The sequence below is a fragment of the Halostella salina genome (assembly GCF_003675855.1).
Classification (GTDB): domain Archaea; phylum Halobacteriota; class Halobacteria; order Halobacteriales; family Natronoarchaeaceae; genus Halostella; species Halostella salina.
In genome coordinates, this window is sequence record NZ_RCIH01000003.1 from 38,355 (window position 1) to 61,952 (window position 23,598).

Below are 23,598 nucleotides of genomic sequence, written 5' to 3' on the forward strand. Positions count from 1 at the left end.
TAGTACCGGCGGCGCGGGGATCCGGGACACGGTCGGGAATCCCGCACGACCGGACCGGGCGTGTCGTGCAACCGAACACGTTCCGGAGAAGGCGTTTGGGGGTTTCCTCCGAACCGCCCCGCACATGGCATCCAGTGCGACGCAACTCTCCATGACTGCGGCGATGGCGCTCCTGCTTCTCCTCGTCGTCCGGTGGATCGGGACGCTGGAGGACTGGCGGTCGTACGCGCCAAGCGGTGTCGGCCGGGGCGGCACCGCGACCGAGCGCGAGCACGCGGAGAAGCCGGGCGGCCTCGTCCGGTGGCTCACGACGGTCGACCACAAGGACATCGGCCTGCTGTACGGGCTGTTCGCCGTCATCTCCTTCGCGTGGGGCGGGATCGCGGTCCTCCTGATGCGGACGGAACTGACGACGGCGACCTCCGCCTTCCTCTCGCAGGGGACGTACAACGCCCTGCTGACGAGCCACGGGATCACGATGCTGTTCCTGTTCGGGACGCCGATACTGGCGGCGTTCTCGAACTACCTGATCCCCCTGCTCATCGGCGCGGACGACATGGCGTTCCCGCGGATCAACGCCATCGCGTTCTGGCTCCTGCCGCCCGGGGCGCTGCTCATCTGGGGCGGCATCCTGCTGGAGCCGTTCGGCGCGATAGAGGGCGCACAGACCGCCTGGACGATCTACCCGCCGCTGTCGGTCGAGCAGACCAACCCCGGCGTCGACCTGCTGATACTGGGGCTCCACCTGACGGGCGTCTCGGCGACGATGGGTGCGATCAACTTCGTCGCCACCATCTTCACCGAGCGCAGCGACGAGGTGGGCTGGTCGAACCTCGACATCTTCTCGTGGACCATCCTCGTCCAGTCGGCCCAGATCATCTTCGCGTTCCCCCTGCTCGGGAGCGCGCTGGTGATGCTCCTGCTCGACCGCAACTTCGGCACGACCTTCTTCGCGACGGAGGGCGGCGGCCCGATCCTCTGGCAGCACCTGTTCTGGTTCTTCGGCCACCCGGAGGTGTACATCCTCGTCCTCCCGCCGATGGGGCTGATCAGCTACATCCTCCCGCGCTTTGCGGGCCGGAAGCTGTTCGGCTTCAAGTTCGTCGTCTACTCCACGCTCGCGCTGGGCGTGCTCTCCTTCGGCGTCTGGGCCCACCACATGTTCACGACGGGCATCGACCCACGCCTGCGCGCGAGCTTCATGGCCGTCTCCATCGCGATCGCCATCCCGAGCGCTGTCAAGACGTTCAACTGGATGGCGACGATGTGGAACGGCGCGCTCCGGCTGACCGCGCCGATGCTGTTCTGCATCGGCTTCATCGCCAACTTCATCATCGGCGGCGTCACCGGCGTGTTCGAGGCGGCGATCCCCGTCGACATGATCCTCCACGACACGTACCACGTCGTCGCGCACTTCCACTACGTCATCATGGGCGCGATCGCGTTCGCCGTGTTCGCGGGCATCTACTACTGGTTCCCGCTGGTGACGGGGCGGTGGTACCAGCGCACGCTGGCGAAGTGGCACTTCTGGCTCTCGATGGTCGGCACCCACCTCACGTTCTTCCCGATGGTGTTGCTCGGCTACGGCGGGATGCCGCGGCGGTATGCGACCTACGACCTGACGGTCGGCCCGCAGGCGTACTTCGTGGACCTGCACCAGCTGGTGACCCTCGGAGCGTTCATCCTCGCTGCCGGCCAGCTGATCTTCGTCTGGAACCTCGTCGTCTCCTGGCTGGAGGGCAAGCGCGTCACGGACGCCGACCCGTGGGACCTCGACGAATGGGGCCTCAAGACCCGCGAGTGGGACTGGTTCGAGCAGCAGCGCGCCCGCCCCGACGGCGGTGCCGCGACCGACTCGCCGACGCCGGCCGACGGCGACGCCGGGACCGAGTGACGTGACGCGCTCGCCCGTTCCAATCGGCTTTTACGCGCTCGCCGGCTATCTCCGCCCATGTCGAAGGTAAGCATCGGTCTCCGCGGGTGGCGCTTTGAGGAGTCCGAGATCCTCACCGAGGACGGCGACTGGCGGCCGTTAGCGGAGATCCCGGAGGAGACCAGGGACCGGCTGATCCGCCTCCGGTCGCTCGTGACCAAGCCCTGCGACGCCTGCTACCTGATCCACGGCGAGGCGGAGAAGTCGCGGTGCCGCGAGGCGGCGATCGTGTACGGCGAGCCGTACTCGGAGGTCGTGCTGTGTGACGACCACGAGGCCGACTTCCTCTACTGGTTCCGCGAGGTCGGCGGCGAGGAATACGCCGGCGAGGAGGAACTGCAGGACGAGTTCCACGAGTGGTTCGCCGGCGGCGGGCGCGCGCCGGACGGGTACATCGGCGTCGAACACGTCGACACCGACCCCGAGGAACTGCCCGAACCGCCGGAGGACGCAAAGCCCGAGGAGGAGCGCCGCCGTATCAACCTCCGCGAGGCGATGGAGCCCGAGGACGAGGACCTCGACGACGAGGACGTGGAGGATCTCGACCTCTCTGCCGACTACCCCTCATGAGCGCGCCGGCCGTCGTCGTCGTCGAGCCACAGACGCCGGGCAACGTCGGCACCATCGCGCGGGCGATGAAGAACTTCGGGTTCTCGGACCTGAAGCTCGTGGACCCGCCCGAACTCGACCGCGACGGCGAGGCGTACGGCTTTGCCGGTCAGGCCCGCGAGGACGTGCTGCCGAACGCCGACCGCGTCACGTTCGACGAGGTGGTCGAGAACTACCACACGATCGGGATGACGGCGATCACGAACGAGGACTGCCGGAAGCACACCCGGTTCCCGTTCGTCACGCCCGCGGAACTGGCCGACGACCTCGCGACGGTCGACACCGAGGCCGCGCTCCTCTTCGGCCGCGAGGACAACGGCCTCCGGAACGACGAACTGGAGCGCGTCGACCGCATCGGCGCGATCCCGGCCAGCGCCGACTACTCGTCGCTCAACCTCGGGCAGGCGGCGACCGTGACGCTGTACGAACTGCGCGACCTGACGCTGGATGAGACCCAGCTGCCGGACCGCGAACGCGAGCGCGCCGCACAGCCCGCCGTCGAGCGCCTGCACGACGAGTTCTCGGCGTTCCTCGACGCCGTCGGCCACCCCGAGGAGAAACAGCCCAAGACGGAGCGGATGCTCCGCCGGGTGGTCGGCCGGACCCACCCGACCGAGCGCGAAACGTCGCGGCTGACTGGACTGTTCCGAAAGGCGGCGGCGCGGCTGGACGAGTAGCTCGGGACCGCGAGGTTTCGGTGGGCAGGGGGTCGAAACGGGCGGAGGGCTAATGACGCGCTCCGACGACACTGTAAACACACCACCGATCATGCACACCGACGGAGAGACGCTGCCCCCGGAGACCCGCATCGGCCGGACCGCACTCGCGGTGTCGGACCTCGCCGAGATGACCGACTTCTACCGAACCGTCGTCGGACTGACGGTCCTCAGCCGCAGCGACGCGGGAGCCGTCCTCGGTGTCGAGGACACACCGCTGCTGGTCCTCGAACACAGCCCGGACGCCCCCGAGCGACACCGGTCCGGAGCGGGCCTCTTTCACAGCGCGTTCAGGGTCCCGTCGCGTGCGGCGCTGGGCGACGCGCTGGCCCGGGTTCGGGAGCACTGGCAACTCGACGGCGCGTCCGACCACGGCGTCAGCGAGGCGCTGTACCTGACTGACCCGGAGGACAACGGGGTCGAGATCTACCGGGACTACCCGCGGGACGACTGGCCGTACGGCGACGACGGGCGCGTTCGGATGGGCACGTACCCCCTCGATCTCGGTCCGCTGGAAGCCGCTTCGGCGGGCAACCCGGGAGTGCCGGCCGGGACGGACGTTGGCCACGTCCATCTCGAAGTCACGTCACTGGCGTCGTTCGGCGAGTTCTACGTGGACACCGTCGGGTTCGAGGCCCAGGCCGAGGTCCCGGACGCGCGCTTCGTCGGTGCTGGCGGCTACCACCACCATCTCGGCGCGAACGCGTGGAACCACCGGTCCGAGCCAGTCGGCGGCCGCGGGTTGGCCTGGTTCGAAGTGGTCCTTCCGGACGAGGAGGCACTCGACGCGGTCCGGGAGCGAATCACGGGGGGCCAGTACGCGGTGACCGAGACGGACGACGGTATCGCCGTCACCGGACCGGACGGGATCGAGGTACGGTTCCGCGCGTGAAGGTTTCCGAGAAGTAATCGGCACGCAGTTCCACGCTGGCCTGCCGGTTCGGTCGAAGCGGTTACAGAAGCGTTCCAGATGCGGGGATCGCGCTACGCCCGCTGCTGGATCTCCTCGCGGAGCACCTCGCTCACGAGGTCGCCGTCGGCCTTGCCCCGGAGCGCGCCCATCGCCTCGCCCATCAGCGCGGAGAACGCGCCCATCCCTTCCTGCTCGACCTGGTCGGCGTTGCGCTCGACCACGTCGACGACCGCCTCGCGGACCTCGCTCTCGTCGACGCCGCCCAGATCCTCGCGCTCGACGGCCTCGGCGGCGGTCAGGTCGGGGTTCTCGGCGAGCGCAGTCAGGAGGTCCTCCAGCCCCTCGCTGGGCACCTCGCCGTCGTCGACGAGCGCGACCGCCTCGCGGAGGTGCGTCTCGGTCAGCGCGTCGACGGGCACGTCGTCGCGCCGGAGCGCGGTGAGCGTCGATTCGAGGGTGTCCGCGGCCAGCGTCGGGTCGACTCCCGCCGCGACCATCTCCTCGAACAGCGGCATGTAGCGGCCGTAGGCGACCTGCTCGGCCAGCCCGGCGTCGAGACCGTGCTCGGCCTGATAGCGCTCGACCTTCTCGGTGAGCAGTTCGGGCGTCTCGACCTCGGTCACGTCCGGTTCGACCGGCGGCACGTCCGTCTCGGGGTACATCCGCGCCGCGCCGGGGAGGGGTCGGAGGTACGACGAGGTGCCGTCCTCGTTCGCGCCGCGGGTCTCCTCGGGGACCGCTTCGACCGCGACGGCGGCGCGCTCGGCGGCGGCCTCGATCGCCGCCTCGGCCACGTCCGGGTCGTCGGCGACGATGGCGACGGCGTCGTCCGCGTCCGCGCCGACGGCGTCGCGGAGGGCGGCGACCTCCTCGGCGGTGACGCCGTAGGCGGGAAGCTCGTCCGTGTGGAAGATGCCGCCCGCACCGTGGCGCTTCGCGTGGTCCGAGAGCTCGGTGCCGAGGCGGCGGTCGGGCTGGATCTCCCGGCCGACGAGGCCGTCGAAGCCGTACAGCGGGACGGCCTTCACAACACCGCCGTCGTCCAGTGCGCCCCGGATCACGCCGCTGTCGGTGTCCGCGAAGGCGTCGGTGACGTCGGTGGGGTCGCCGACCTCGGCGTCCCGGGACTGCAGTTCCTCGGCGACGTCGAGCAGTTCGACCTGCCGGCGCACCTCGTTGCGGACGAGGTCGTCGATGTCGTCGAGGCTCTGGACGCCTTTCATCTCGACGCGCGCGCCGTCGGCGATCGAGACGTTCACGTCCTGCCGGATCGTGCCGAGGCCGCGCTTGACCGCGCCGGTCGAGCGCAGCAGCATCCCGATGCGTTCGGCGGCGGCACGGGCCTGCTCGGGCGTGCTGATGTCCGGCTTCGTCCCGATCTCGACCAGCGGGATGCCGAGGCGGTCCAGCGAGTAGCGGACCCCCTCGTCGGTCTCTTCGACGCGCTGGGCGCTCTCCTCCTCCAGCATCAGGTCCTCGACCCGGACCGTCCCGTCGTCGGTCTCGATCGCGCCGCCGCTCGCGATCTTCGTCGTGCGCTGGAAGCCGGAGGTGTTCGACCCGTCGACCACGATCTTCCGCATCACGTGGGCCTGGTCGACGGGGTTCATGTCCAGCAGCTGTGCGATCTCCAGTGCGACCTCCATGGCCTCGTCGTCGAGCCGGTGGGGCGGTTCGTCGTCGGCCTCGACGAGGCAGGTCGTGTCGTAGCCCAGATACTCGAACTCGCGGTCGACCTGACTCTCCTCCAGGGCCGCCTCGTCTATCTCGCCCAGTTCGCTCTTCGTCGGGTGGAGGTAGCGCGTGAAGCGCCGCGTCGCCGCCTCCGGCTCGCGCAGTTCCGTCGGGCACTCGCAGAACAGCTTCGTCGCCGTGTCGAGCTGCTGGTGGATCTCCAGCCCGGCGACCAGCCCGAGCGCCTCGTAGTCGTACTCCGTCATTGGTACGGTGTGGGAGCGCGGGCGGTAAAAAACCGTTCAGTTCGCGGCCGTGTCGTCCGGGCCGTCGGATCCGTCGTCGGACCCCGCCGCCGTCCCGTCCGGATCGCCCGAGGCGTCGCCGTCGGTGCCGCCGTCCGTGTCGTCGTCGTCCGCGGATTCGGTCGGCGAGCCAACGGACCCGTCGCCGTCGACCGACGATTCGGCGTCGTCGACGGACGCGAGGTCGGCGTCCCCGCTAGCCCGCCCGGACCGAAGGCGTTCGCGCCGCTCGCGGAGGCTCCCCTGCAGGCGCTCGCGGAGCGTGTCGCGGAGCCGGACGGCGTCCTCGTCGTCGATGTCTATCGCCGTCGCGTCGCGCTTGCGGATGCTAAAGGAGCCGGCGGTGTCCGCGGTGAGGCTCGCCAGTCCCCAGCGGCGCTGGAAGACCGTCCGGGTCCGGACGACCGTCTGGAGGCGGTAGTAGGGGACGACCTTCGTCGTCCGCGTCCAGAAGCCGGCCCGGGTGAGCACGTGGTCGTCCTGCACGTCGTAGCCGCGGTGCGTCCAGGTGAGCTGAGCGGCGACGGGGACGACGACCAGCAGGGCCAGCGCAGCGTACCACTGTGTCGGTGCGCCGAAGGCGACGTTCGCGCCGTACAGCACCGCGGTCAGCGCGCCGACGGCGAGCGAGTAGCGCCCGAGGTACCGGCGTCGGGCGCGCTCGGGCGGGCGCTCGAACTCCGGTTCGTCGAACGCCTCGACCGACTTCGCGAGGTCGCGGACGTGGTCGCGCCGGGCCAGCGGCACGGCGGACTCGGAGCCGGCGGCCTGCCCGGCGGCGTACCCCGCCGTCTCGACGACGAGCGTAGCGTAGCCCGCCCGCCGCGTCACCGGGTTGTCGGTCATCGTCACCGTCTGGACCTTCTCCGTGGGGATCGAGCCGCTGTAGCGCTGGAGCAGGCCGCGCTCGTACTGGAGTTCGTCGCCGACGCGAGTGAGTTCGAAGTCGTAGTACCGGGCGAAGGTCAGGGCGGCGCTGATGACCCACGCGCCGATCACCAGCGCGACGAGCCGGGAGACGACCAGCAGGATCGGCGGCTGCGGGGTCGACGGCGTGAAGAGGGCGAATATCGTCGACAGGTCGACGAGGTCGACGTACGGGAAGAAGACGACGGAGAGGACGAGTGCCCCGGGGCTGACCGAGGCGACGCTGAGCAACAGCAGTTCCTGCGTCCGGATGGCGAACAGCTGTTCGGTGGGTTCGTCCGTCCGGTCGCGCGGGGCGGCGGTGGTTCCGTCCCCGGTCCAGCCGTCGGATTCCGACTCCGCGGCGTCGCCGGAGCGCTCGCTCCGCCCCTCGCCGTTTTTCGCGCGGCGGAGTTCGCTCTGGAGGCGCTTCGCCTCGTCGTACCCGACGTACTGGAGCGACGCCTCGGTCTGCCCGCCGCCGGCCGTCTCCAGCGTGAGGACCGCCACGTCGAGCGCGCGCTGGACGACGTTCTGGCTGATGTCGACGTTCTGTATCCGGTGGAGGGGGATCTCGCGCTCCCGCCGGGCGACGACCCCGGAGTCGATGTCGAAGGTGTCCTCGGTCAGTTCGTACTCGAACCGCCGGTAGTACGCCACCTCGTAGGCGACGCCGGCGAGGAAGCCGACGACGGCCAGCGGGACCGTGAGGGCGAGCCCCTCCAGCCCGAACGGCCCGGCGGCGACCACGCCGAGGAAAAACAGGGCGGAGCCGCCGGTGAAGCCGCGCGACACGCCGCGGTACGGGAGCGAGATGGGGTGGAGTTTCATCGTGGGGCGCTCACACCGCGTCCTGCTGTTCGCTCTCCCGGGCCAGTTCCCGCAGGTCGGACTGGAGCGCCTGTGCGCGCTCGGGCGTCAGTCCGGGGATCGTCACGTCGGCCCCGCGCGACCCGGCGGTGTACACCACGACGCTCGCCAGCCCCGTCGCGCGCTCCAGCGGGCCGCGCTGGGTGTCGACGTGCTGGACGCGAACGAAGGGAACGACGGTGTCGACCCGCGTCAGGACGCCGCGCTCGAGGTACAGCGCGTCCTCCTGCAGGTCGAACCGCCAGATACGGTAGTGGGCGACCGCGTGCGCGGCACCGAGGACGGCGGCGACCACGCCGAGCGCGAGCGGGAGGGCGACATCGAGGGCAGCGACGCGGCCCAGGTCGATGCCGACCGCGTCGGCTCCCCGGATCCCGACGCCGGCGACGACTGTCAAAACCGCTGCGGCGACGACCGCACCGACGCCCCAGACGACGCGAATCCGCGGGTGGAGGCTCTCCATGGTCCGACGTGACAGGCCGACGGCTGATTAAACCGCCCGTTTTCGCCGCGCGAGCGTGGATCCGCCATCGCGCTTATTCGGCAGGGTACCGTACCCCCGTGCATGGAGATCCGTGAACCCGACACCGTCGACGGCGACGCCGTCAGGGACGTTGCGGGTCGGTCGCTCCGCGCGTCGTACGCCCTCAGCCCGGACGCGATCGAGGTACTGGTAGGGGACCGGCAGAGCGACGAGCGCCTGCGCGAACTGGCGGAGATGGAGCGCGGCGTGTTCGTCGTCGCGGCACGGGACGACGGCGTCGTCGGCTTCGCACAGGGCGAGGTCGACGACGAGGGGCACGGCAACGTCCGCTGGCACCACGTCGCGCCGGAAGCCCGGGGCGAGGGGATCGGCACGGAACTGTTCGAGCACGTCGAGTCGGCCCTGCTGGACCGCGGGGCCGAGACGGTCCGGGCGCACGTGCTCGGGGACAACATGGAGGGCGCGCAGTTCTTCGAGCGCTTCGGTTACGCCGAGGCGGGGACGACGGAGGTCGAGATAGACGGGGCGACCCACGCCGTCAACCTGTTCCTGCAGGAGTCGGAGACGGACGCCGAACCCGGCGACGAGCGCACTGCCCCCACGAACGTGCCCGAGACCGTCGAGGACGAGGGGGAAACGCTGTACGTCGACCGCGAGGCGGAGATACCGGGGGACAAGGGACCGTTCTTCGAACTGTACTCGGACGCGGCCCGCGAGTCGCTGTACGCGTACTGGTGCTCGCACTCGGAGAACGTCGTCGCCGCGGGCGACGACCTCGGCCGGCTGGAGTGTTCGGACTGCGGAAACGTCCACCGCGCCGACGAGTGGGACGACGGCTATCTATAGCGTCACTTTCGCATCCGAGACCTCGACGAGGTCCTCGCCGCGTCCCTCGCCGTCGCAGTCCTCGTTCGGACATCGGTAGTGCCAGCCGTCGCGTGTGGCGGCCCCCTCGCGGAAGCGCTCGCCGCAGGCCCGACAGACCATGTCCGCGTCCGCGCAGGTGTCCCGGTGCAGGTCGAGGGCGAGTTCGGTCGAGAAGCTCTGATTGCAGTTACGACAGGTGTGCATACTGTGGAGTATCACGGCATCACCCAAAACTACACATGTTCGTTCACGGCATCGAGAGCCGGTAACACGGCCCACGAACGGTGCCGCTCGGACCGCGTCGTGGTGGCAAGCGGGCCTTACTCGTCGCCGCCGAGGATGCCGCGGTGGGTCATCTTCTCGGGGTCGAGCACCTCGTCGACCTCGTCCTCGTCGAGGTAGCCCTTCTCCACGACGACCTCGCGGACGGTTTTGCCCTCCTTCAGCGCGGTCTTGGCGACCTCGCTGGCCCTGTCGTAGCCGATGGCGGGGTTCAAGGCGGTGGCAAGCGCCATGCTCTGCTGGACCTGCGCCTCGCAGTGCTCGCGGTTGGCCTCCAGCTTCCGGACGAACTTCTCGGCGAACGTCTCGCTGGCGTTGGCCAGCAGCGCCGCGGACTGGAGGTAGTTGTACGCGATGACCGGCTTGTACAGGTTGAGGTCGATCTGGCCCTCGGCCGCGCCGGCGGAGACGGCGGCGTCGTTGCCGACGACCTGCTTGTGGACCTGGTTGACGGCCTCGGCGACGACGGGGTTGATCTTGCCGGGCATGATGGAGGAACCGGGCTGGTTCTCCGGCTGTTCGATTTCGCCGAGGCCGTTGCGCGGCCCGGAGGCGAGCAGGCGGAGGTCGTTGGCGACCTTGTTGAGCGACCCGGCGACCGTCCGGAGCGCGCCGTGGGCCTCGCTCATCGCGTCGTGAGCGGCCTGGGCCTCGAAGTGGTCGTCGGCCTCGCGGAACTGGACGCCCGTCTCCTTGGTGACGTACTCGGCGACGAGGCCGGGGAAGTCCTCGTGGGTGTTCAGTCCCGTCCCGACGGCGGTGCCGCCGAGCGCGAGTTCGGCGAGGTGTTCCCGGGTGTTGTCGACGCGCGCGAGGCCCTTCTCGACCTGCGTTCGGTAGCCGCCGAACTCCTGGCCGAGGCGGACCGGCGTGGCGTCCTGGAGGTGCGTGCGACCCGTCTTGACCACGTCGTCGAACTCCTCCTCCTTGGCTTCGAGCGCTTCGCGGAGCGTGTCGAGCGCCGGGATGAGGTCCTTCTCGACGGCCTCCAGCGAGGCGACGTGCATCGCCGTCGGGATCACGTCGTTGCTGGACTGGCCGAAGTTGACGTGGTCGTTGGGGTGGATCTCGCGGGTCCCGACCTCGCCGCCGTAGATCTCCGTCGCGCGGTTGGCGATCACCTCGTTGGCGTTCATGTTCGTCGAGGTGCCCGACCCCGTCTGGAACACGTCGACGGGGAACTGGTCGTCGTGCTCGCCGGCGATGACCTCGTCGGCCGCTTCGACGATAGCCTCGCCCTTCTCCTCGGGGATCAGGTCGAGGTCGAGGTTCGCCTGCGCGGCGGCTTTCTTCACGACGCCGAGCGCGCGGACGAACCGCCGGCCGAACGTGAGCCCGCTGATCGGGAAGTTCTCCACCGCGCGCTGGGTCTGTGCGCCCCAGTACGCGTCGGCCGGCACGCGCATCTCGCCGAGGCTGTCCCGCTCCGTGCGGTAATCGTCGGACATACTCGGAGGACGGACCGGTACGAGGTAAAAGCCACCGGAACGCGACGGATCCGGCCGGCCACGGAAACGACATCGGCTCGAAAGTAATTTCTTTCACCGTGCCAAACCCGAGATAACGGGGCTACAGTCCCGTAGACGCGACGGCGTCCCGAATATAATCTCCATGATATAAAAAGTTCACTCGATAGCGAATTAATTTGGGAAACATTTAAGTTGCTCCCCTATTATCTTTCGTGTGAGTCTCTCACAGAGGCAGGAACATGACAGACGAAACCACATCCGACGACGTTTCGCGTCGTACGATACTCAAGACGACCGGTGCGGCCGGTGCGATCGGGATGACGGGCACGGCTGGTTGCCTGAGCGCGATCACCGGCGGCGGCGGTGGCGGGTCCGGGACGCTCAACGTCCTGCACGGCTGGACCGGCGGTGACGGGAAAGCGGCCGGCGAGGCGCTGTTCGAGGCGTTCAGGGAGTCTCACGAGGACGTCGAGACCGACGTCGAGCCGATCGGCGGCGGCGGTAACGAGAACCTCGACACCGTCGTGAGCAACCGCCTGAGCAGCAACGAGCCGCCGAGCGCCTTCGCCGGCTGGCCCGGTCGCAACCTCACCCAGTACGAGGGCGTTCTCGGCGACATCGAGTCGGACGTCTGGGAGGAAGCGGGTCTGAAGGACGCACACATCGACGAGGCGGCCGAACTCTGCCAGTTCGACGGTAACTACTCGGCGGTCCCCATCGGCTCCCACCGACTGAACTGCCTCTTCTACAACGTCAGCGTCGTCGAGGAGGCGGGCGTCGACCCGTCGTCGCTCTCCAGCGTCGATGATCTGATCAGCGCGCTCGGTCAGGTCCAGGAGAACACCGACGCCGTCCCGATGGCCCAGGCGATGAAGGCACCGTGGACGACGCTTCAGCTGTTCGCCGTCGTCCTGCTCGGGCAGGAGGGGTACGACTCCTACATGAACTTCGTCGAGGGCGGCGACGCGTCCAGCGCCGTCTCCAGCGCCCTCGAATCCACGAAGGAGATCCTGGAGAACTACATCAACAGCGACGCCGCGTCGGTCGGGCTGACCGGTGCCAACTCCAAGATCATGAACGGCGAGGCGGCGTTCATCCACAACGGGAACTGGGCCGCCGGCGCGTACCGGAACAACGACATGACCTACGAGGAGGACTGGGGGTACGTGCCGTTCCCCGGCACCGAGGGCATGTACACGTTCCACATCGACTCGTTCATCTATCCGGTCAACAGCAGCAGCGGCGAGAACCCCTCCCCCGAGGCGTCGAAGGAGTTCCTCCGCTTCGTGGGCGGGAAGGAGGCACAGATCGCCTTCAACAGCCGCAAGGGGTCGATCCCCACGCGGACCGACGTGTCCGCCGACGAGTTCGGCCCGTACCTCCAGCAGACGATGGAGGAGTTCGCCAACGCCGAGGAGCTGCCGCCGACCATCGCTCACGGCCTCGCCGTGAGCCCGACGCAGCTTCAGGACCTCAAGGGTGTCATCACCTCCGAGTTCACGGGGCCGTACAACGTCGACGCGGCGACCCAGGGAATGCTGGACGTCGTCCAGGAGTAACACCGCGTCGATCTTCCAATGCGTCATTTATTGACCGCCGCAAAACGGTTACTCGTCGGCAAAGGCAGCGACGAGGAGGTCCGTGCTGACGGAGGAACGGTAGAGGAATCTACCGGCTTCCGCGACCGGTTCGACAGCGACCTCGTCGAGTCGAGCCCGTTCTGGCTCCCGCCGTTCCTGCTGATGGGCTTTTTCGTGTACGGCGCGATCATCTGGAACCTCCTCATCTCGCTGACCGACCACGCCGGCTACGGACGGCCAGACTACTCGAACCTGGACTTCGAGATGTACGTCCGGGCGTTCAACGATTCGCAGTTCATTTTCGCGGCACGCAATACGGTCGTCCTCATCGTATCGTTCATCGTGGTCTGTCTGGTGCTCGGGCTGTTGCTCGCGATCCTGCTCGACCGGCAGATCCGGTTCAAGAACGGGTTCCGGACGATTTACCTGCTCCCGATGAGCCTCTCGTTCGTCGTGACGGCCCAGTTCTGGCTCTGGCTGTACGACATCGACGACGGGATCGTAAACAGCGTCCTCGGCGTCGTGGGGCTCGGTCCGTACAACTGGATCGGCAACCCGCAGCTCGTCCTCGGCGCGGTCCTGTTCGCGCTGGTGTGGCAGTTCAGCGGCTACACGATGGTCGTCTACCTCGCGACGCTCCAGTCGATCCCCGACGAGCACTACGAGGCGGCCCGGGTCGACGGGGCCAGTACCCTGAAGATGTACTGGCGGGTCATCATCCCTCAGCTGCGCAACGCGATGGTCAGCGCCACCGTCGTCCTGATGGTGTTCGCGCTGAAGGCGTTCGACTTCCTGTACGCGCTCGTCGGCGGCTACCGGCCACCGAAGGGGGCCGACATCCTGCCGACGCTGATGGTTCGGACCGCGTACGGTAGCAACCAGTTCGCGTACGGCTCGGCGATCGCCATCCTGCTGTTCCTGCTCGCGCTCGGCATCGTCGCACCGTACCTCTACTACCAGTACAAGAACGGATACCTATGAGCGGGGAAACGACATCCACGACCGACGAGACGACCGAGACGGGCTTCGACATCAGCGGCAAGCGCGTCGGACTCTACTCGGTGCTGGCGGTCCTGGTCGCCTTCTTCCTGGCCCCTATCGAGACAGGGGTCGTGACGTCGATCAAGACCACCACCGCCGTCACGGAGACCGCGCCGTACGCGCCGCCGGGGCCGGACGGCTTCACGCTGGCGAAGTGGCAGACGGCGTTCGACCAGCTCAGCAGGGGCCTGTTCAACAGCGTGCTGATGGCGGTGCCCGCAACCGTCTTCTCGGCGCTGTTCGGCAGCATGGCGGCGTACGGCCTCACCCAGATCAGCTGGAAGGGCCAGATCCCCATCCTCTCCCTGTTCGTCGCCGGGATCTTCATCCCGTACCAGGCGGTGCTGGTGCCGCTGACGCAGTTCTGGTCGATCTACTTCCCGGTGGACGACCTGTTCTGGTTCATCTGGGAGAGCGAGGCGGTCCCGGCCGACTACTCGGGGCTGCTCGAACTGACAATCACGCACATCGCGTACGGCATCCCGATCTGTACGATCCTGTTCCGGTCGTACTACAAGTCGATGTCCGTCGAGATGATCGAGGCGGCGCGGCTGGACGGCGCGAGCATCCGGCGCATCTACCGGCGGATCGTGTTCCCGCTGTCGACGCCGATGTTCGCCGTCGTGCTCATCTACCAGTTCACCCAGATCTGGAACGAACTGCTGTTCGCGCTCATCCTCATCTCCAGCGGGACCAGCGAGGCCGCGCCCGTGACGCTCATCCTGTCCGGACTGGGCGTCGCACAGCAGGGCACCGACTTCGCCCTGCGGATGGCCGGAGCGCTGCTGACGGCGCTGCCGACGCTGGTCGTCTACATCATGTTCGGCGAGGAGTTCGCCGAGGGAGCAGCGACATGACTATCATCCATACAGATCCACGATAAACCATGGCAGAACTCACATTCGACCACGTGACGAAGGTGTTCGTCGACGACGACGGCAGCGATATCGTCGCCGTCGACGACGTGTCCGCCGAGATCGAGGACGGCGACTTCCTCGTCCTCGTCGGCCCGTCGGGCTGCGGGAAGTCCACGACCCTGCGGATGGTCGCAGGACTCGAATCGATAAGCAGCGGCGAGATACGGCTCGGCGACGAGGTACTGAACGACAAGAAGCCGTCGGCCCGGGACATCGCGATGGTGTTCCAGTCCTACGCCCTCTACCCGCACATGACGGTGCGGACGAACATGGCGTTCGGGCTGCAGGAGTCGACGGACATGCCCGACGACGAGATAGACGCCCGTGTCGAGGACGCCGCCGAGATGATGGGCATCGGCGACCTGCTCGACCGGAAGCCCCGCGACCTCTCGGGCGGGCAGCAACAGCGCGTCGCGCTGGGCCGCGCCATCGTCCGCGACCCCGAGGTGTTCCTGATGGACGAGCCGCTCAGCAACCTCGACGCGAAGCTCCGGTCACAGATGCGGACGGAGCTGCAGCGCATCCAGGAGGACCTCGACACGACGACGATCTACGTCACCCACGACCAGACGGAGGCGATGACGATGGGCGACCGGATCGCAGTCCTCGACGACGGCCAGCTCCAGCAGGTCGGCACGCCGCTTGAGTGTTACCACGAGCCGAACAACCGCTTCGTCGCGGGGTTCATCGGCGAGCCGTCGATGAACTTCTTCGAGGTCGAAAACGAGACCGGCACGCTCGTCGGGCAGGACTTCGAGTACCCGCTCTCGACCGAGACCGCGAAAGCCATCGAAGGCAAGAAAGATGTCACCCTCGGGATCCGCCCGGAGGACATCGAGCTCACGACCGACGGCGACGGCGACCACGACTTCGCCACGACCGTCGACGTCGTCGAACCGATGGGCGACGAGAACAACGTGTACCTCGCGTTCGACGGGAGCGACAGCGACGAGCCGCGGACGTTCGTCGTCACCGTCGACGGGATGCGCCACGTCGAGTCCGGCGAGTCCGTCGTCGCGCACATCCCGGAGGACGCGGTCCACCTGTTCGACGGCCGCACCGGCGAGGCGCTGCGGAACCGCCGGCTGGACGCCGTCGAGACGCTCGAACCGAAGATCTAGGTCCAGCGGTCGAGCCCGGTCTGGCTGACCGACTCCTCGATCCGTTCGAAGCCGCGCGCCACCTCGTCTTCCCTGACGCCCCACTCGTCGACCACGTACTCGCGAGCGGCGGCCACGTCCGGGTCGACCGTCGCGTCGAACTCGTACTCCTCGGTGACGTTCGGGTGCAGGAACAGCTCACGCACCACGTCGGCGTTCTCGACGTAGGCGTCGCGGGCCTCCAGCACGCCCCAGAGGTCGCCGTGTTCCTTCACCGCGGAGACGGCCGTCTTGGGACCGATGCCCGTCACGCCCTCGTTGAAGTCCGTGCCACAGAGGATCCCCGCGTCGACGAGCTGTTCCCAGGTGATGTCGTGTTCGGCGAGGGTCGCCTCGAACCCCATCAGCTCGGGGTCGCCCTTGCTCGTCAGCTGGCGGAGCGTCTCGGGCGCGCCGAACAGGAGCGCGTCGTAGTCCTCGGTGCCGACGTAGTCGATGTCGCCCTGCCGGGCCATGTGGGCGGCCTGCGCCTCGCCCTCCGCCGGGGCTTCGACCTGCGGCACGTCGAGCAGGTCGAGCAGTTCGCGGGTCGTCCGGTGGATGGCGTCGGTGAGCCGCTGGGTCTGGGAATCCAGCCGGGCGGCCTCGACGGCGTCGCCGCGCTCGCGGGCGTCTTCGAGGCGCTCCTCGCGGGCCTCGCGGGCCTCGCGGCGCTCGGCGATCTCGTCGGCCTTCAGCTCGGAGGGGCCGCCGTCCCAGACGAACACCGGCGTCACGTCCCCCTCGAAGAACTTCGGCAGGCCCTGGACGACGCCGATCAGGTTCGCCACTTCGGTGCCGTCGGCGGTCGTGTACGCGCCGTCGTCGGTCCACCGCACCGTCGTCGTCAGGTAGCGGTACAGCCAGTTGTGCGCGTCCACGCCGACGACGCTCCCCGCGAGGTCGTCGAACGGCACCGGCTCGATGACGGCAAGATCGCGCAGGTCAGCGTTTCCCATTGCCCGGACGTAGGCGGGCGACGGCTTGTAGTGTTTGCTCTCGCCGATTCCGGTGGTCGCCGGTACCGGCGACCACCGGGACACAGAGAGAACAACACTGTGAAGGGTTGGTATCGGACCGGGCCGTCTGTCAACCGCCCGGGGCGGCGACGGGTATTTACGCGTGAGCCGCGAAGCGTGACCGAAGTTCACATGCCACAGGGTACGGTGGCCTTCTTCCACGACCGGAAGGGGTACGGGTTCATCGAGACCGACGACGCCGAGGAGGACATCTTCTTCCACATGGAGGACATCGGCGGCCCGGACCTGGAGGAGGGACAGGAGGTCGAGTTCGACATCGAGGAGGCCGACAAGGGGCCGCGAGCGGTCAACCTGACGCGCCTGTAGGGGGAATCGACGGCTGCGACGCCCACACGGAGCGACGGCGCTGGCCGCGGTGGCCGGTGTCAGTCCTCGCCGGCGGCGCTCCCGCGCTCGGCCATCATCGCCTCGGTCTTGCCGACCCAGCCGCCGCGGTGGAAGCCGGCCGCGACCAGTATCGTCGCCCAGACGAAGTAGACGACGATGCCGGCGTACGCCGCCACGACGCCGTAGTCCAGCCGGATCCCGACCACGTACGAGATGCCGATCATCCCGACGAACATCCCCGTGATCCGGGCGACGAACGGCGTTCGGGTGTCGCTCCCGCTCGTGAGCGCCCCGGCGAGCACGACGTACACGACGGTGAAGGGCGCGGCGACGGCGTAGGCCCGGGTGAATCCGACGGCGTACCGGGCCGTCTCGGCGTCGCCGGTGAAGACGGCGACGAGCGGTTCGGCCCCCACGAAGAGCACGCCGCCGAGCGTTCCGACGGTGACCAGCCCGAGCAGCGCCGCCGCCCAGCCGCCGTACCGGGCCGCGCCGGCGTCGCCCTCGCCGAGCGACTGGCCGACGACGATGCCGGTGCCGGTGCGGTACCCCCGCGACAGCGGCGCGGTGACCTGCTGGAACGCGCGCCGGCCGATCTGGTAGGCGGCGTTGACCTCCGTCCCGAACACGAGCAGGATCGAGTTGAACGGGAAGTCCATGACGAACGTCGCCACCCCTTCGAGGATCCGCGGGAGGCTGATCGCGAGCAGTTGCCGGGTGATGGTCCAGTCCCGCGGCCGGACCAGGTTCGCGAGCGTCCACGGCCGCCACATGGCGAGAAGCAGGACGCCGGCGGTGAACACGTTGCCGAAGGCGGTCGCCAAGCCGACGCCCACGATCTGCAACTGCGGGGCGGGACCGAGTCCCAGACCGAGGACGAGCGTGCCGGCGACGTTCAGCGCGTTCGAGAACCCGTTGACGTACATCGGCGTCCGCGTGTCGCCGGTGCCCTGTATCGAGCGCGCCGCAACGAGCGCGACGTGGCGGGCGGGGCTGGTCGCGAGGATGATCGCAAGGTACACCCCGCCCATGGAGACGACCTCGGAGCCGGCACCCAGAACGTCGATCGCCCAGTCGCCGAGCAGGAGGCCGAAGGCGGCGAAGGGGAGGCCGGCGAGCGCGCCGAGCAGCACCGCCTGCGTCACCGCCTCGTCGCGGTTCGCGTCCGCGCCGCTCCCGGTGTCCTGGCTGGAGAGCGCGATGACGCCGCTGCCCAGTCCCAGCCCGATCCGCAGGGGGAGGCGCGCGTACAGGTCCGCCAGCCCGACGGCGGCGATGGCGGCCGGTGAGAACAGCCCCGTGACGACCACGTCCGTCGTCCGCATCAGCGTCCGGAGGAACTGCTCGACCATCACCGGCCACGAGAGGTCGAGGACTCGTCGCCAGAGGTCCAGCAGCCGCCGGCGTCCGCCGTCGGGGAGCACTTTCGGCTACTTCTCGGGCGGGCGGTTAGAAGCTACCGGAGGGGGAAATCACGGCTTCACGCGCGCGACGGCGGCTCCTCGGCCTCGGCGACGAACGCGCGCTCGGCGTCGGTCAGGTTCTCGCGGCCGCGGAACTCCGCCATCCCCTCGCGGTATCGCGCCCCCCCGCGGTCGTCCGGACGCTCCAGCACGAGTTCCGCGATGCCGGTGGTCTCGCCGGTGTAGCCGAAGCCGGCCTTGTACAGCGCCTCGTACGCGAAGGGGTTGTTGACGGCGATGCGGACGCGGTCGTAGCCGCGGTCGGCGGCGCGTTCCGCGACGAACTCCGCGAGTTCGGGGCCGATCCCCTCGCCGCGCTGGTCCTGCCGAACTGTGATGTACCGGATCCACAGCGTCGCCGCGTCGGTGCGGTCCTCGTTGAACGCGGCGGCGGCGAGGAGTGCGTCGTCGTCCGCGTCGTCCTCGGTCTCGCTGGCTCTGTCCCCGGACTCGTCCTCGCCCCCGTTCGCGCTGTCCGGCCGGACCACGGCCTTCCCCGTGTTCGACATGACGAACTTCCCGGCGTAGCTGAACCGCTCGTGGTCGAGGCGGAGCGTCGGGCCGTCCGCGGGCCAGCCGAGCAGTTCGGTCTCCATGGACGGGCGGACGGGTGCGGGCCGCTTCAGGCTGACGCTGTCGCCGTTAGTGGCCGTCTTACTAACCCGGATAACGTACTCTCGCCAACAGGAATGGGACCGCGCTTCACTACCGGCGTCGACCGACTCGACCGCGAACTCGACGGGGGGATCCCGGCGGGTAGCCTCGTCGCGCTGTCCGCGCCGCCGGCGAGCCAGTCCGAGCGACTGCTGTACGAGATCGCGGCCCAGCGCCGGACGCTGTACGTCACGACCGAGCGCGCCGCCGCCGGCGTCGAGGCGGCGCTCCGGGACGCCGTCACGCCCGGCACCGTCGAGGTGTGCGAGGTTGGCGGCGGGGACCCGCTGACGGAGCTGATTCGGGCCGTCCGCGCGCTGAACGAGCGGACGCTCGTCGTCGTCGACCCGGTCGCGCCGCTCGAACGGACGCCGAACTACCGGGCCGCGCTGACGGAGCTACGGTCAGTGCTGCGGGAGAAGGAGGCGGCCGCCGTCCTGCACTGCGTCGACGGGCGGGCCGTTCCGGACGGCCGCGACGCCACCGAATACATGGCCGACGTTATCTTCGACCTCTCGGTCGACCTGCACCGGAACCGGCTCCGGACCCGGCTGACCGTCCCGAAACTCCGGGCCGGCGACGCCCCGCAGGACGCGCTCAGGCTCGACTTCAAACGGCGCGTAACGGTCGACAACAGCCGCGACATCGCCTAGGCGGAGCGGGCGGCTCGCTGTGCCGGCGTCGCAGACGGCGCATAACAATGGGGCAAAGCGGTGCCGACGGTCGTATGGGTGCCACGAACCACTCCGACCTGACGGCCGCGGCCGACCCCGCCGTCTCCATCACCGTCGTCGTCGCGGGCGTCCGCGTCGAGAAGACCGTCGTCACCGACGCCTTCCCCGTGCCGGTGGTCGCGCTCTCGGTCGACTCGCTCCACGACGACCCCGCCTCCGTCCGGATCGTCGACGAGGTGCCCGCGAGCGTGCCGCTTGCGGATCTCGGCAACGGGGGCTGGGAGACCGTCGACGACGAGCGGATCGCCTGGTCCGGCCGGCTGGCGGCCGGCGAGGAACTGGTGACTACCTACGGCGTCGACGCCGACCCCGACGCCGCTGACGCCTTAGAGACGCCGCCGACGGTCGAGTCCGTGGAGCCGGAGCCGTAGCGCCGGCCACGGCATCAGTCGAGGGTGTCCTCGGTGATGGCGTTCGGCAGGAGCTCGCCGAGCGTGTACTTCGCGAACCCGTCGCCCTCGTCACAGAGGACGACGAAGTCCTCGTCGCAGAACTCCGTGAACGTCTGTCGACACCGGCCGCAGGGCGTGACGCCGTCGCGCTTGGCGGAACTCACAGCCACGCGTTCGAACTCGGTGTGGCCGGCGTGGACCGCGTGGGCGACCGCGACGCCCTCGGCGTGGAGGGTGTTGCTGTAGTTGGCGTTCTCGATGTTACAGCCCGTGAACACCGTTCCGTCCGCGGTTTCCAGGGCCGCGCCGACGGGGTACTCCGAGTACGGGACGTGTGCGGTTTCGTGGGCCTCGCGAGCGCGTTCGACGAGTTCGTTGTCGTCCATGCGCTCCGGTTCGGCCACCGGGGAGAAGTAAGCACCGGAGCCGGTGATACCGGTCGGCCCGTGACCGCTCACTCAGCGACGGCGGCCTCGACGGCGTCCCGGGCCGTCGCGATCAGGTCGTCCACGTCGTCGCTCTCGGCGTAGATCCGGACGTACGGCTCCGTCCCGCTCGGCCGGACGAGCACCCACGAGCCGTCGGGCAGTTCGACGCGGACGCCGTACTCCGTGTTCGCGTCGGCCTCAGGGAACCGCTCGGGCATGGTCGTCGCCAGCCGCTCCATGGCGGCGTCCTTGCGCTCGTCCGGGCACTCCACGCTCACCTTCCGGTACGGGCGCTCGGTCACAGGTTCGCGGAGCGCCGCGACACCGCCGGCGTCGGCGACCAGTCCCGAGATGACGGCCGCGCTGGCCACGCCGTCGATCCAGCCGCCGAACGCGGGGTGGATATGCTTCCACGGCTCGGCGGCGAACGCGATTTCGGTCCCCGCGTCGCCCGCCGCGCGCTCCCGGGCGATCCCCTCGTGGAGCGCGCCGAGGCGAACCCGTTCGACGCGGCCCCCTGCGGCCCGGACCCGCTCGTCGATCCGCGCGGAGGCGTTCGGCGTGGTCACAACGACCGGGTCGGCTGCGTCGCTTGCCGCGGTGTAGTGGTTCGCCAGCACCGCCAGCACGGTGTCCTCGTGGACCACGTCGCCGTCCGGCCCGATGATCACGATCCGGTCTGCGTCGCCGTCGTGCCCGATGCCGAGGTCGTGGCCGTCGCGGACGAACTCCCGGAGGTCCGTAAGCGACTCCGGCGTCGGCTTGCTCTCGCGGCCGGGGAAGTGGCCGTCGACGTTGGCGTTCAGCGCGGCCACGTCCGCGCCGAGCGCGCGGAGCACCTGCGGCGTGGCGACGCTCGCCATACCGTTGCCACAGTCGACGGCGACCGACAGCCCGGCGAGCGGCGTATCGTCGCCCGCGTCGAGAGCGTCACGCGCGTACGCCGCCACGGCGTCACGGTAGCGGTCCAGCACGCCGAGCCGCTCGCCAGCGCCCCACTCGGCCCAGTCCGTGGGCGATCCACCCTCGTCGACGCGCTCCTCGACGGTCCGCTCCGCGTCGCGGTCGTACTCGACGCCGTCGTCGAACAGTTTGAGGCCGTTGTCCTGCGGCGGGTTGTGGCTCGCCGTCACCATCACGCCGCGGCGGCCCTGCGAGGCGAAGGCCAGCGCCGGCGTCGGCACCTGCCCGACCCGGCGCACGTCCGCGCCGGAGCTCTCCAGCCCCGCCTCCACGGCCGCCGCGAGCGCCGGTCCGGTGACGCGCCCGTCCCGGCCGACCACGAACGTCTCGCCGTCCACGCCCGCCGCTCGCCCGACCGCGAGCGCGAGTTCCGGCGTCACGTCGTCGCGGACGGGACCGCGGATCCCTGCGGTTCCGAACAGTGTCATGCGTGGCGGTTTTCACGCGGCCGTCAATACTGTGTCGGTCGACGCCGTTCCGCCCGCTGATACGGTCGGATCGCCCGACGAACGTCGGCGGGCGAGTGTCGAATCGGCAGGCCGGGACAGCCGACAACGGGCCGTCTCGTCCCTGTTCGAGACGCCCCAGCGCACGGCGTGCGGAGCCGCGTGCACCACATCCATTTAAGCAGATGTGGTCAGTACTGGCAATCGAGGACACCGGTCACACGATCCGACATGAACACGCACGATACCGACGTTCCGCTGGACTCGCTGCCCGGGGGAACGAACCTGCTGGTCGTGGGGCCGTCGATGACCGGGAAAAGCGACCTGATATTCGACGTGCTGGCGGACGGGTACGCCGACGACGAGGGCGCTATCGCGGTCACGACGCAGGACGGTCCCGACCGGGTCCACGCCCGCCTCACCGACCGGCTCGACACCGACTCTGTCGCCGAGCTCGGCGTCGTCGACTGCACCGGTCAGGACGGGCCGAACCACAGCGACGAACGCATCCGGCGGGTCTCGTCGCCGCGTGACCTGACCGGGATCGGGATGGCCAGTTCCGACCTGATGGACCTGTTTACCGACCGCGGCTACAGGCCGCGGACGGCACTCGATTCGCTCTCGCAGTTACTGCTGTACGCCGACGTCCAGACGGTGTTCCGGTTTCTGCATATCTTCACCGGGCGCGTCGATACGGCCGACACGCTCGGCCTGTATACGCTCGACAGCGACGCCCACGACGAGAAGACGGTCCACACGATCCAGCAGCTGTTCGACGGGATGATACGGACGAAAGTCGAGGACGACGAGCGGATGTTCCGCGTTCAGGGCCTGTCGGACGTCGACGACGAATGGGTCCGGTTCTAGAGTTCGACGCCGCTCGGAATGAGGCTGTGCTGTCTGAGCAGGTTCCCCTCGCTGTTGTACACGAGGAAGGTTCGCTTGTCGTAGACGACCAGTTCCTCGCCGTCGACGTGGATGCGCACCTCGTACCGCCCGTCGTCGTCGGCCGCCTCCTCGCCGTAGCGCCGCGCGGCGCGGATGAAGGCGAGCACGTCGTCGGCGTCCTCGTTCAGTTCGAGGATGAAATCACCGGTGACCCGGTTCGTGACGCTCACGACGCCCGTCGCGTCCGGGTCGTCCAGCGGCGACTGGAGTCGGAACGCCACGTCCGTTCCGTCCGCGTCGAGGAACTCGTCGTCCGTCCCGGTGAGTCCCTCCCGGAGGGTAGACGCCGGGCCGTCGAAGTCGATCCGTACTGTCGGCTTCGCGGGGTCCCCGCCCTCGTCCACCCAGCCAACGTCGCTCACGTCTAGCGTAAAGTAGTCGCGCCTCATTCCCTGTCCGATGGTACGTTCTCGCCGGGTATGAACGTAACGCCCGAGGCGGGCCGTCCGAGACGGTCGCAACTTCGGTGGTTCCCCGGCCCCTGACACCGGTCACGAC

The 23,598-nt window shown here is 69.0% G+C and carries 24 protein-coding genes; 13 read left to right on the forward strand and 11 right to left on the reverse strand.

Annotated elements, in window-relative coordinates:
- Nucleotides 1–124: 124 nt before the first annotated feature.
- Genes ctaD through D8896_RS06285 form a run of 4 tightly spaced genes read left to right on the forward strand, consistent with a single transcriptional unit; the run spans nucleotide 125 to nucleotide 4,150 of the window.
- A complete protein-coding gene (gene ctaD / locus D8896_RS06270) occupies nucleotides 125–1,894 on the forward strand; it encodes a cytochrome c oxidase subunit I (protein WP_375137053.1) in 1,770 nt (589 codons plus the stop codon).
- A gap of 57 nt (nucleotides 1,895–1,951) precedes the next feature.
- Entirely contained in the window at nucleotides 1,952–2,503 is a 552-nt protein-coding gene (locus D8896_RS06275; RefSeq protein ID WP_121821242.1) for a hypothetical protein, read from the forward strand.
- Complete coding sequence (locus tag D8896_RS06280) at nucleotides 2,500–3,219, forward strand: RNA methyltransferase (RefSeq protein ID WP_121821243.1); 720 nt, start codon at nucleotides 2,500–2,502, stop codon at nucleotides 3,217–3,219. Before D8896_RS06275 ends, D8896_RS06280 begins: the two co-directional genes overlap by 4 nt.
- A gap of 52 nt (nucleotides 3,220–3,271) precedes the next feature.
- Nucleotides 3,272–4,150 carry a VOC family protein gene (locus D8896_RS06285; RefSeq protein WP_375137054.1) on the forward strand — a complete coding sequence of 293 codons (879 nt, stop codon included), beginning with the start codon at nucleotides 3,272–3,274 and terminating at the stop codon, nucleotides 4,148–4,150.
- Between the two features lie 92 nt (nucleotides 4,151–4,242).
- Here D8896_RS06285 and gatE read toward each other — a convergent pair whose 3' ends face one another.
- Genes gatE through D8896_RS06300 form a run of 3 tightly spaced genes read right to left on the reverse strand, consistent with a single transcriptional unit; the run spans nucleotide 4,243 to nucleotide 8,389 of the window.
- Nucleotides 4,243–6,111: a Glu-tRNA(Gln) amidotransferase subunit GatE gene (gene gatE / locus D8896_RS06290; protein WP_121821244.1), complete on the reverse strand. Its 1,869-nt coding sequence runs from the start codon at nucleotides 6,109–6,111 to the stop codon at nucleotides 4,243–4,245.
- A gap of 36 nt (nucleotides 6,112–6,147) precedes the next feature.
- A complete protein-coding gene (locus D8896_RS06295) occupies nucleotides 6,148–7,887 on the reverse strand; it encodes a PH domain-containing protein (protein ID WP_121821245.1) in 1,740 nt (579 codons plus the stop codon).
- A 10-nt stretch (nucleotides 7,888–7,897) separates the two neighbouring features.
- Complete coding sequence (locus D8896_RS06300) at nucleotides 7,898–8,389, reverse strand: PH domain-containing protein (protein WP_121821246.1); 492 nt, start codon at nucleotides 8,387–8,389, stop codon at nucleotides 7,898–7,900.
- Nucleotides 8,390–8,491: 102 nt separating this feature from the next.
- Between D8896_RS06300 and D8896_RS06305 the strand changes: the two genes are divergently transcribed.
- Nucleotides 8,492–9,256, forward strand: coding sequence for a GNAT family N-acetyltransferase (locus tag D8896_RS06305; protein ID WP_121821247.1), 765 nt, complete (start codon nucleotides 8,492–8,494; stop codon nucleotides 9,254–9,256).
- On the opposite strand, the gene D8896_RS06310 is transcribed toward D8896_RS06305, so the two are convergent.
- Together D8896_RS06310 and D8896_RS06315 are read right to left on the reverse strand one after the other, a co-directional pair.
- A complete protein-coding gene (locus tag D8896_RS06310) occupies nucleotides 9,251–9,481 on the reverse strand; it encodes an HVO_2901 family zinc finger protein (RefSeq protein WP_121821248.1) in 231 nt (76 codons plus the stop codon). The genes D8896_RS06305 and D8896_RS06310 overlap by 6 nt on opposite strands.
- A gap of 116 nt (nucleotides 9,482–9,597) precedes the next feature.
- Nucleotides 9,598–11,007: a class II fumarate hydratase gene (locus tag D8896_RS06315; RefSeq protein ID WP_121821249.1), complete on the reverse strand. Its 1,410-nt coding sequence runs from the start codon at nucleotides 11,005–11,007 to the stop codon at nucleotides 9,598–9,600.
- Between the two features lie 260 nt (nucleotides 11,008–11,267).
- Here D8896_RS06315 and D8896_RS06320 point away from each other — a divergent pair, with 260 nt between their 5' ends.
- From D8896_RS06320 to D8896_RS06335, 4 genes are read left to right on the forward strand one after another with little or no spacing between them, the layout of a single operon-like run.
- Nucleotides 11,268–12,587 (forward strand): ABC transporter substrate-binding protein, encoded by a 1,320-nt coding sequence (locus D8896_RS06320; protein ID WP_121821250.1) that lies wholly within the window; start codon nucleotides 11,268–11,270, stop codon nucleotides 12,585–12,587.
- 18 nt (nucleotides 12,588–12,605) lie between these two features.
- Nucleotides 12,606–13,589 (forward strand): carbohydrate ABC transporter permease, encoded by a 984-nt coding sequence (locus D8896_RS06325; protein ID WP_121821251.1) that lies wholly within the window; start codon nucleotides 12,606–12,608, stop codon nucleotides 13,587–13,589.
- Nucleotides 13,586–14,506: a carbohydrate ABC transporter permease gene (locus D8896_RS06330; RefSeq protein ID WP_121821252.1), complete on the forward strand. Its 921-nt coding sequence runs from the start codon at nucleotides 13,586–13,588 to the stop codon at nucleotides 14,504–14,506. Before D8896_RS06325 ends, D8896_RS06330 begins: the two co-directional genes overlap by 4 nt.
- A gap of 29 nt (nucleotides 14,507–14,535) precedes the next feature.
- Complete coding sequence (locus D8896_RS06335) at nucleotides 14,536–15,687, forward strand: ABC transporter ATP-binding protein (RefSeq protein WP_121821253.1); 1,152 nt, start codon at nucleotides 14,536–14,538, stop codon at nucleotides 15,685–15,687.
- Here D8896_RS06335 and fen read toward each other — a convergent pair.
- On the reverse strand, nucleotides 15,684–16,664 hold the full coding sequence (gene fen / locus D8896_RS06340; protein ID WP_121821254.1) for a flap endonuclease-1: 981 nt from the start codon (nucleotides 16,662–16,664) through the stop codon (nucleotides 15,684–15,686). The two genes, D8896_RS06335 and fen, sit on opposite strands and share 4 nt — an antisense overlap.
- A gap of 192 nt (nucleotides 16,665–16,856) precedes the next feature.
- Here fen and D8896_RS06345 point away from each other — a divergent pair, with 192 nt between their 5' ends.
- Entirely contained in the window at nucleotides 16,857–17,051 is a 195-nt protein-coding gene (locus D8896_RS06345) for a cold-shock protein (protein ID WP_121821255.1), read from the forward strand.
- 59 nt (nucleotides 17,052–17,110) lie between these two features.
- Here the strand turns inward: D8896_RS06345 and D8896_RS06350 are convergent, their stop codons facing one another.
- Both D8896_RS06350 and D8896_RS06355 read right to left on the reverse strand, forming a co-directional pair.
- Complete coding sequence (locus D8896_RS06350) at nucleotides 17,111–18,424, reverse strand: MATE family efflux transporter (protein ID WP_121821663.1); 1,314 nt, start codon at nucleotides 18,422–18,424, stop codon at nucleotides 17,111–17,113.
- Nucleotides 18,425–18,552: 128 nt separating this feature from the next.
- Nucleotides 18,553–19,131 (reverse strand): GNAT family N-acetyltransferase, encoded by a 579-nt coding sequence (locus tag D8896_RS06355; RefSeq protein ID WP_121821256.1) that lies wholly within the window; start codon nucleotides 19,129–19,131, stop codon nucleotides 18,553–18,555.
- A 93-nt stretch (nucleotides 19,132–19,224) separates the two neighbouring features.
- Between D8896_RS06355 and D8896_RS06360 the strand changes: the two genes are divergently transcribed.
- Together D8896_RS06360 and D8896_RS06365 are read left to right on the forward strand one after the other, a co-directional pair.
- Nucleotides 19,225–19,842, forward strand: coding sequence for an RAD55 family ATPase (locus D8896_RS06360; protein WP_121821257.1), 618 nt, complete (start codon nucleotides 19,225–19,227; stop codon nucleotides 19,840–19,842).
- Between the two features lie 74 nt (nucleotides 19,843–19,916).
- Nucleotides 19,917–20,294 carry a hypothetical protein gene (locus D8896_RS06365; protein ID WP_121821258.1) on the forward strand — a complete coding sequence of 126 codons (378 nt, stop codon included), beginning with the start codon at nucleotides 19,917–19,919 and terminating at the stop codon, nucleotides 20,292–20,294.
- Nucleotides 20,295–20,308: 14 nt separating this feature from the next.
- Here D8896_RS06365 and cdd read toward each other — a convergent pair whose 3' ends face one another.
- Nucleotides 20,309–20,701 carry a cytidine deaminase gene (gene cdd / locus D8896_RS06370; RefSeq protein ID WP_121821259.1) on the reverse strand — a complete coding sequence of 131 codons (393 nt, stop codon included), beginning with the start codon at nucleotides 20,699–20,701 and terminating at the stop codon, nucleotides 20,309–20,311.
- Between the two features lie 68 nt (nucleotides 20,702–20,769).
- Nucleotides 20,770–22,134 (reverse strand): phosphopentomutase/phosphoglucosamine mutase, encoded by a 1,365-nt coding sequence (locus D8896_RS06375; RefSeq protein ID WP_121821260.1) that lies wholly within the window; start codon nucleotides 22,132–22,134, stop codon nucleotides 20,770–20,772.
- Nucleotides 22,135–22,383: 249 nt separating this feature from the next.
- On the opposite strand from D8896_RS06375, the gene D8896_RS06380 reads away from it, so the two are divergent.
- Entirely contained in the window at nucleotides 22,384–23,019 is a 636-nt protein-coding gene (locus D8896_RS06380; RefSeq protein WP_205596787.1) for an RAD55 family ATPase, read from the forward strand.
- Here the strand turns inward: D8896_RS06380 and D8896_RS06385 are convergent.
- Nucleotides 23,016–23,489 (reverse strand): DUF5793 family protein, encoded by a 474-nt coding sequence (locus D8896_RS06385; RefSeq protein WP_121821261.1) that lies wholly within the window; start codon nucleotides 23,487–23,489, stop codon nucleotides 23,016–23,018. The genes D8896_RS06380 and D8896_RS06385 overlap by 4 nt on opposite strands.
- Nucleotides 23,490–23,598: the final 109 nt, after the last annotated feature.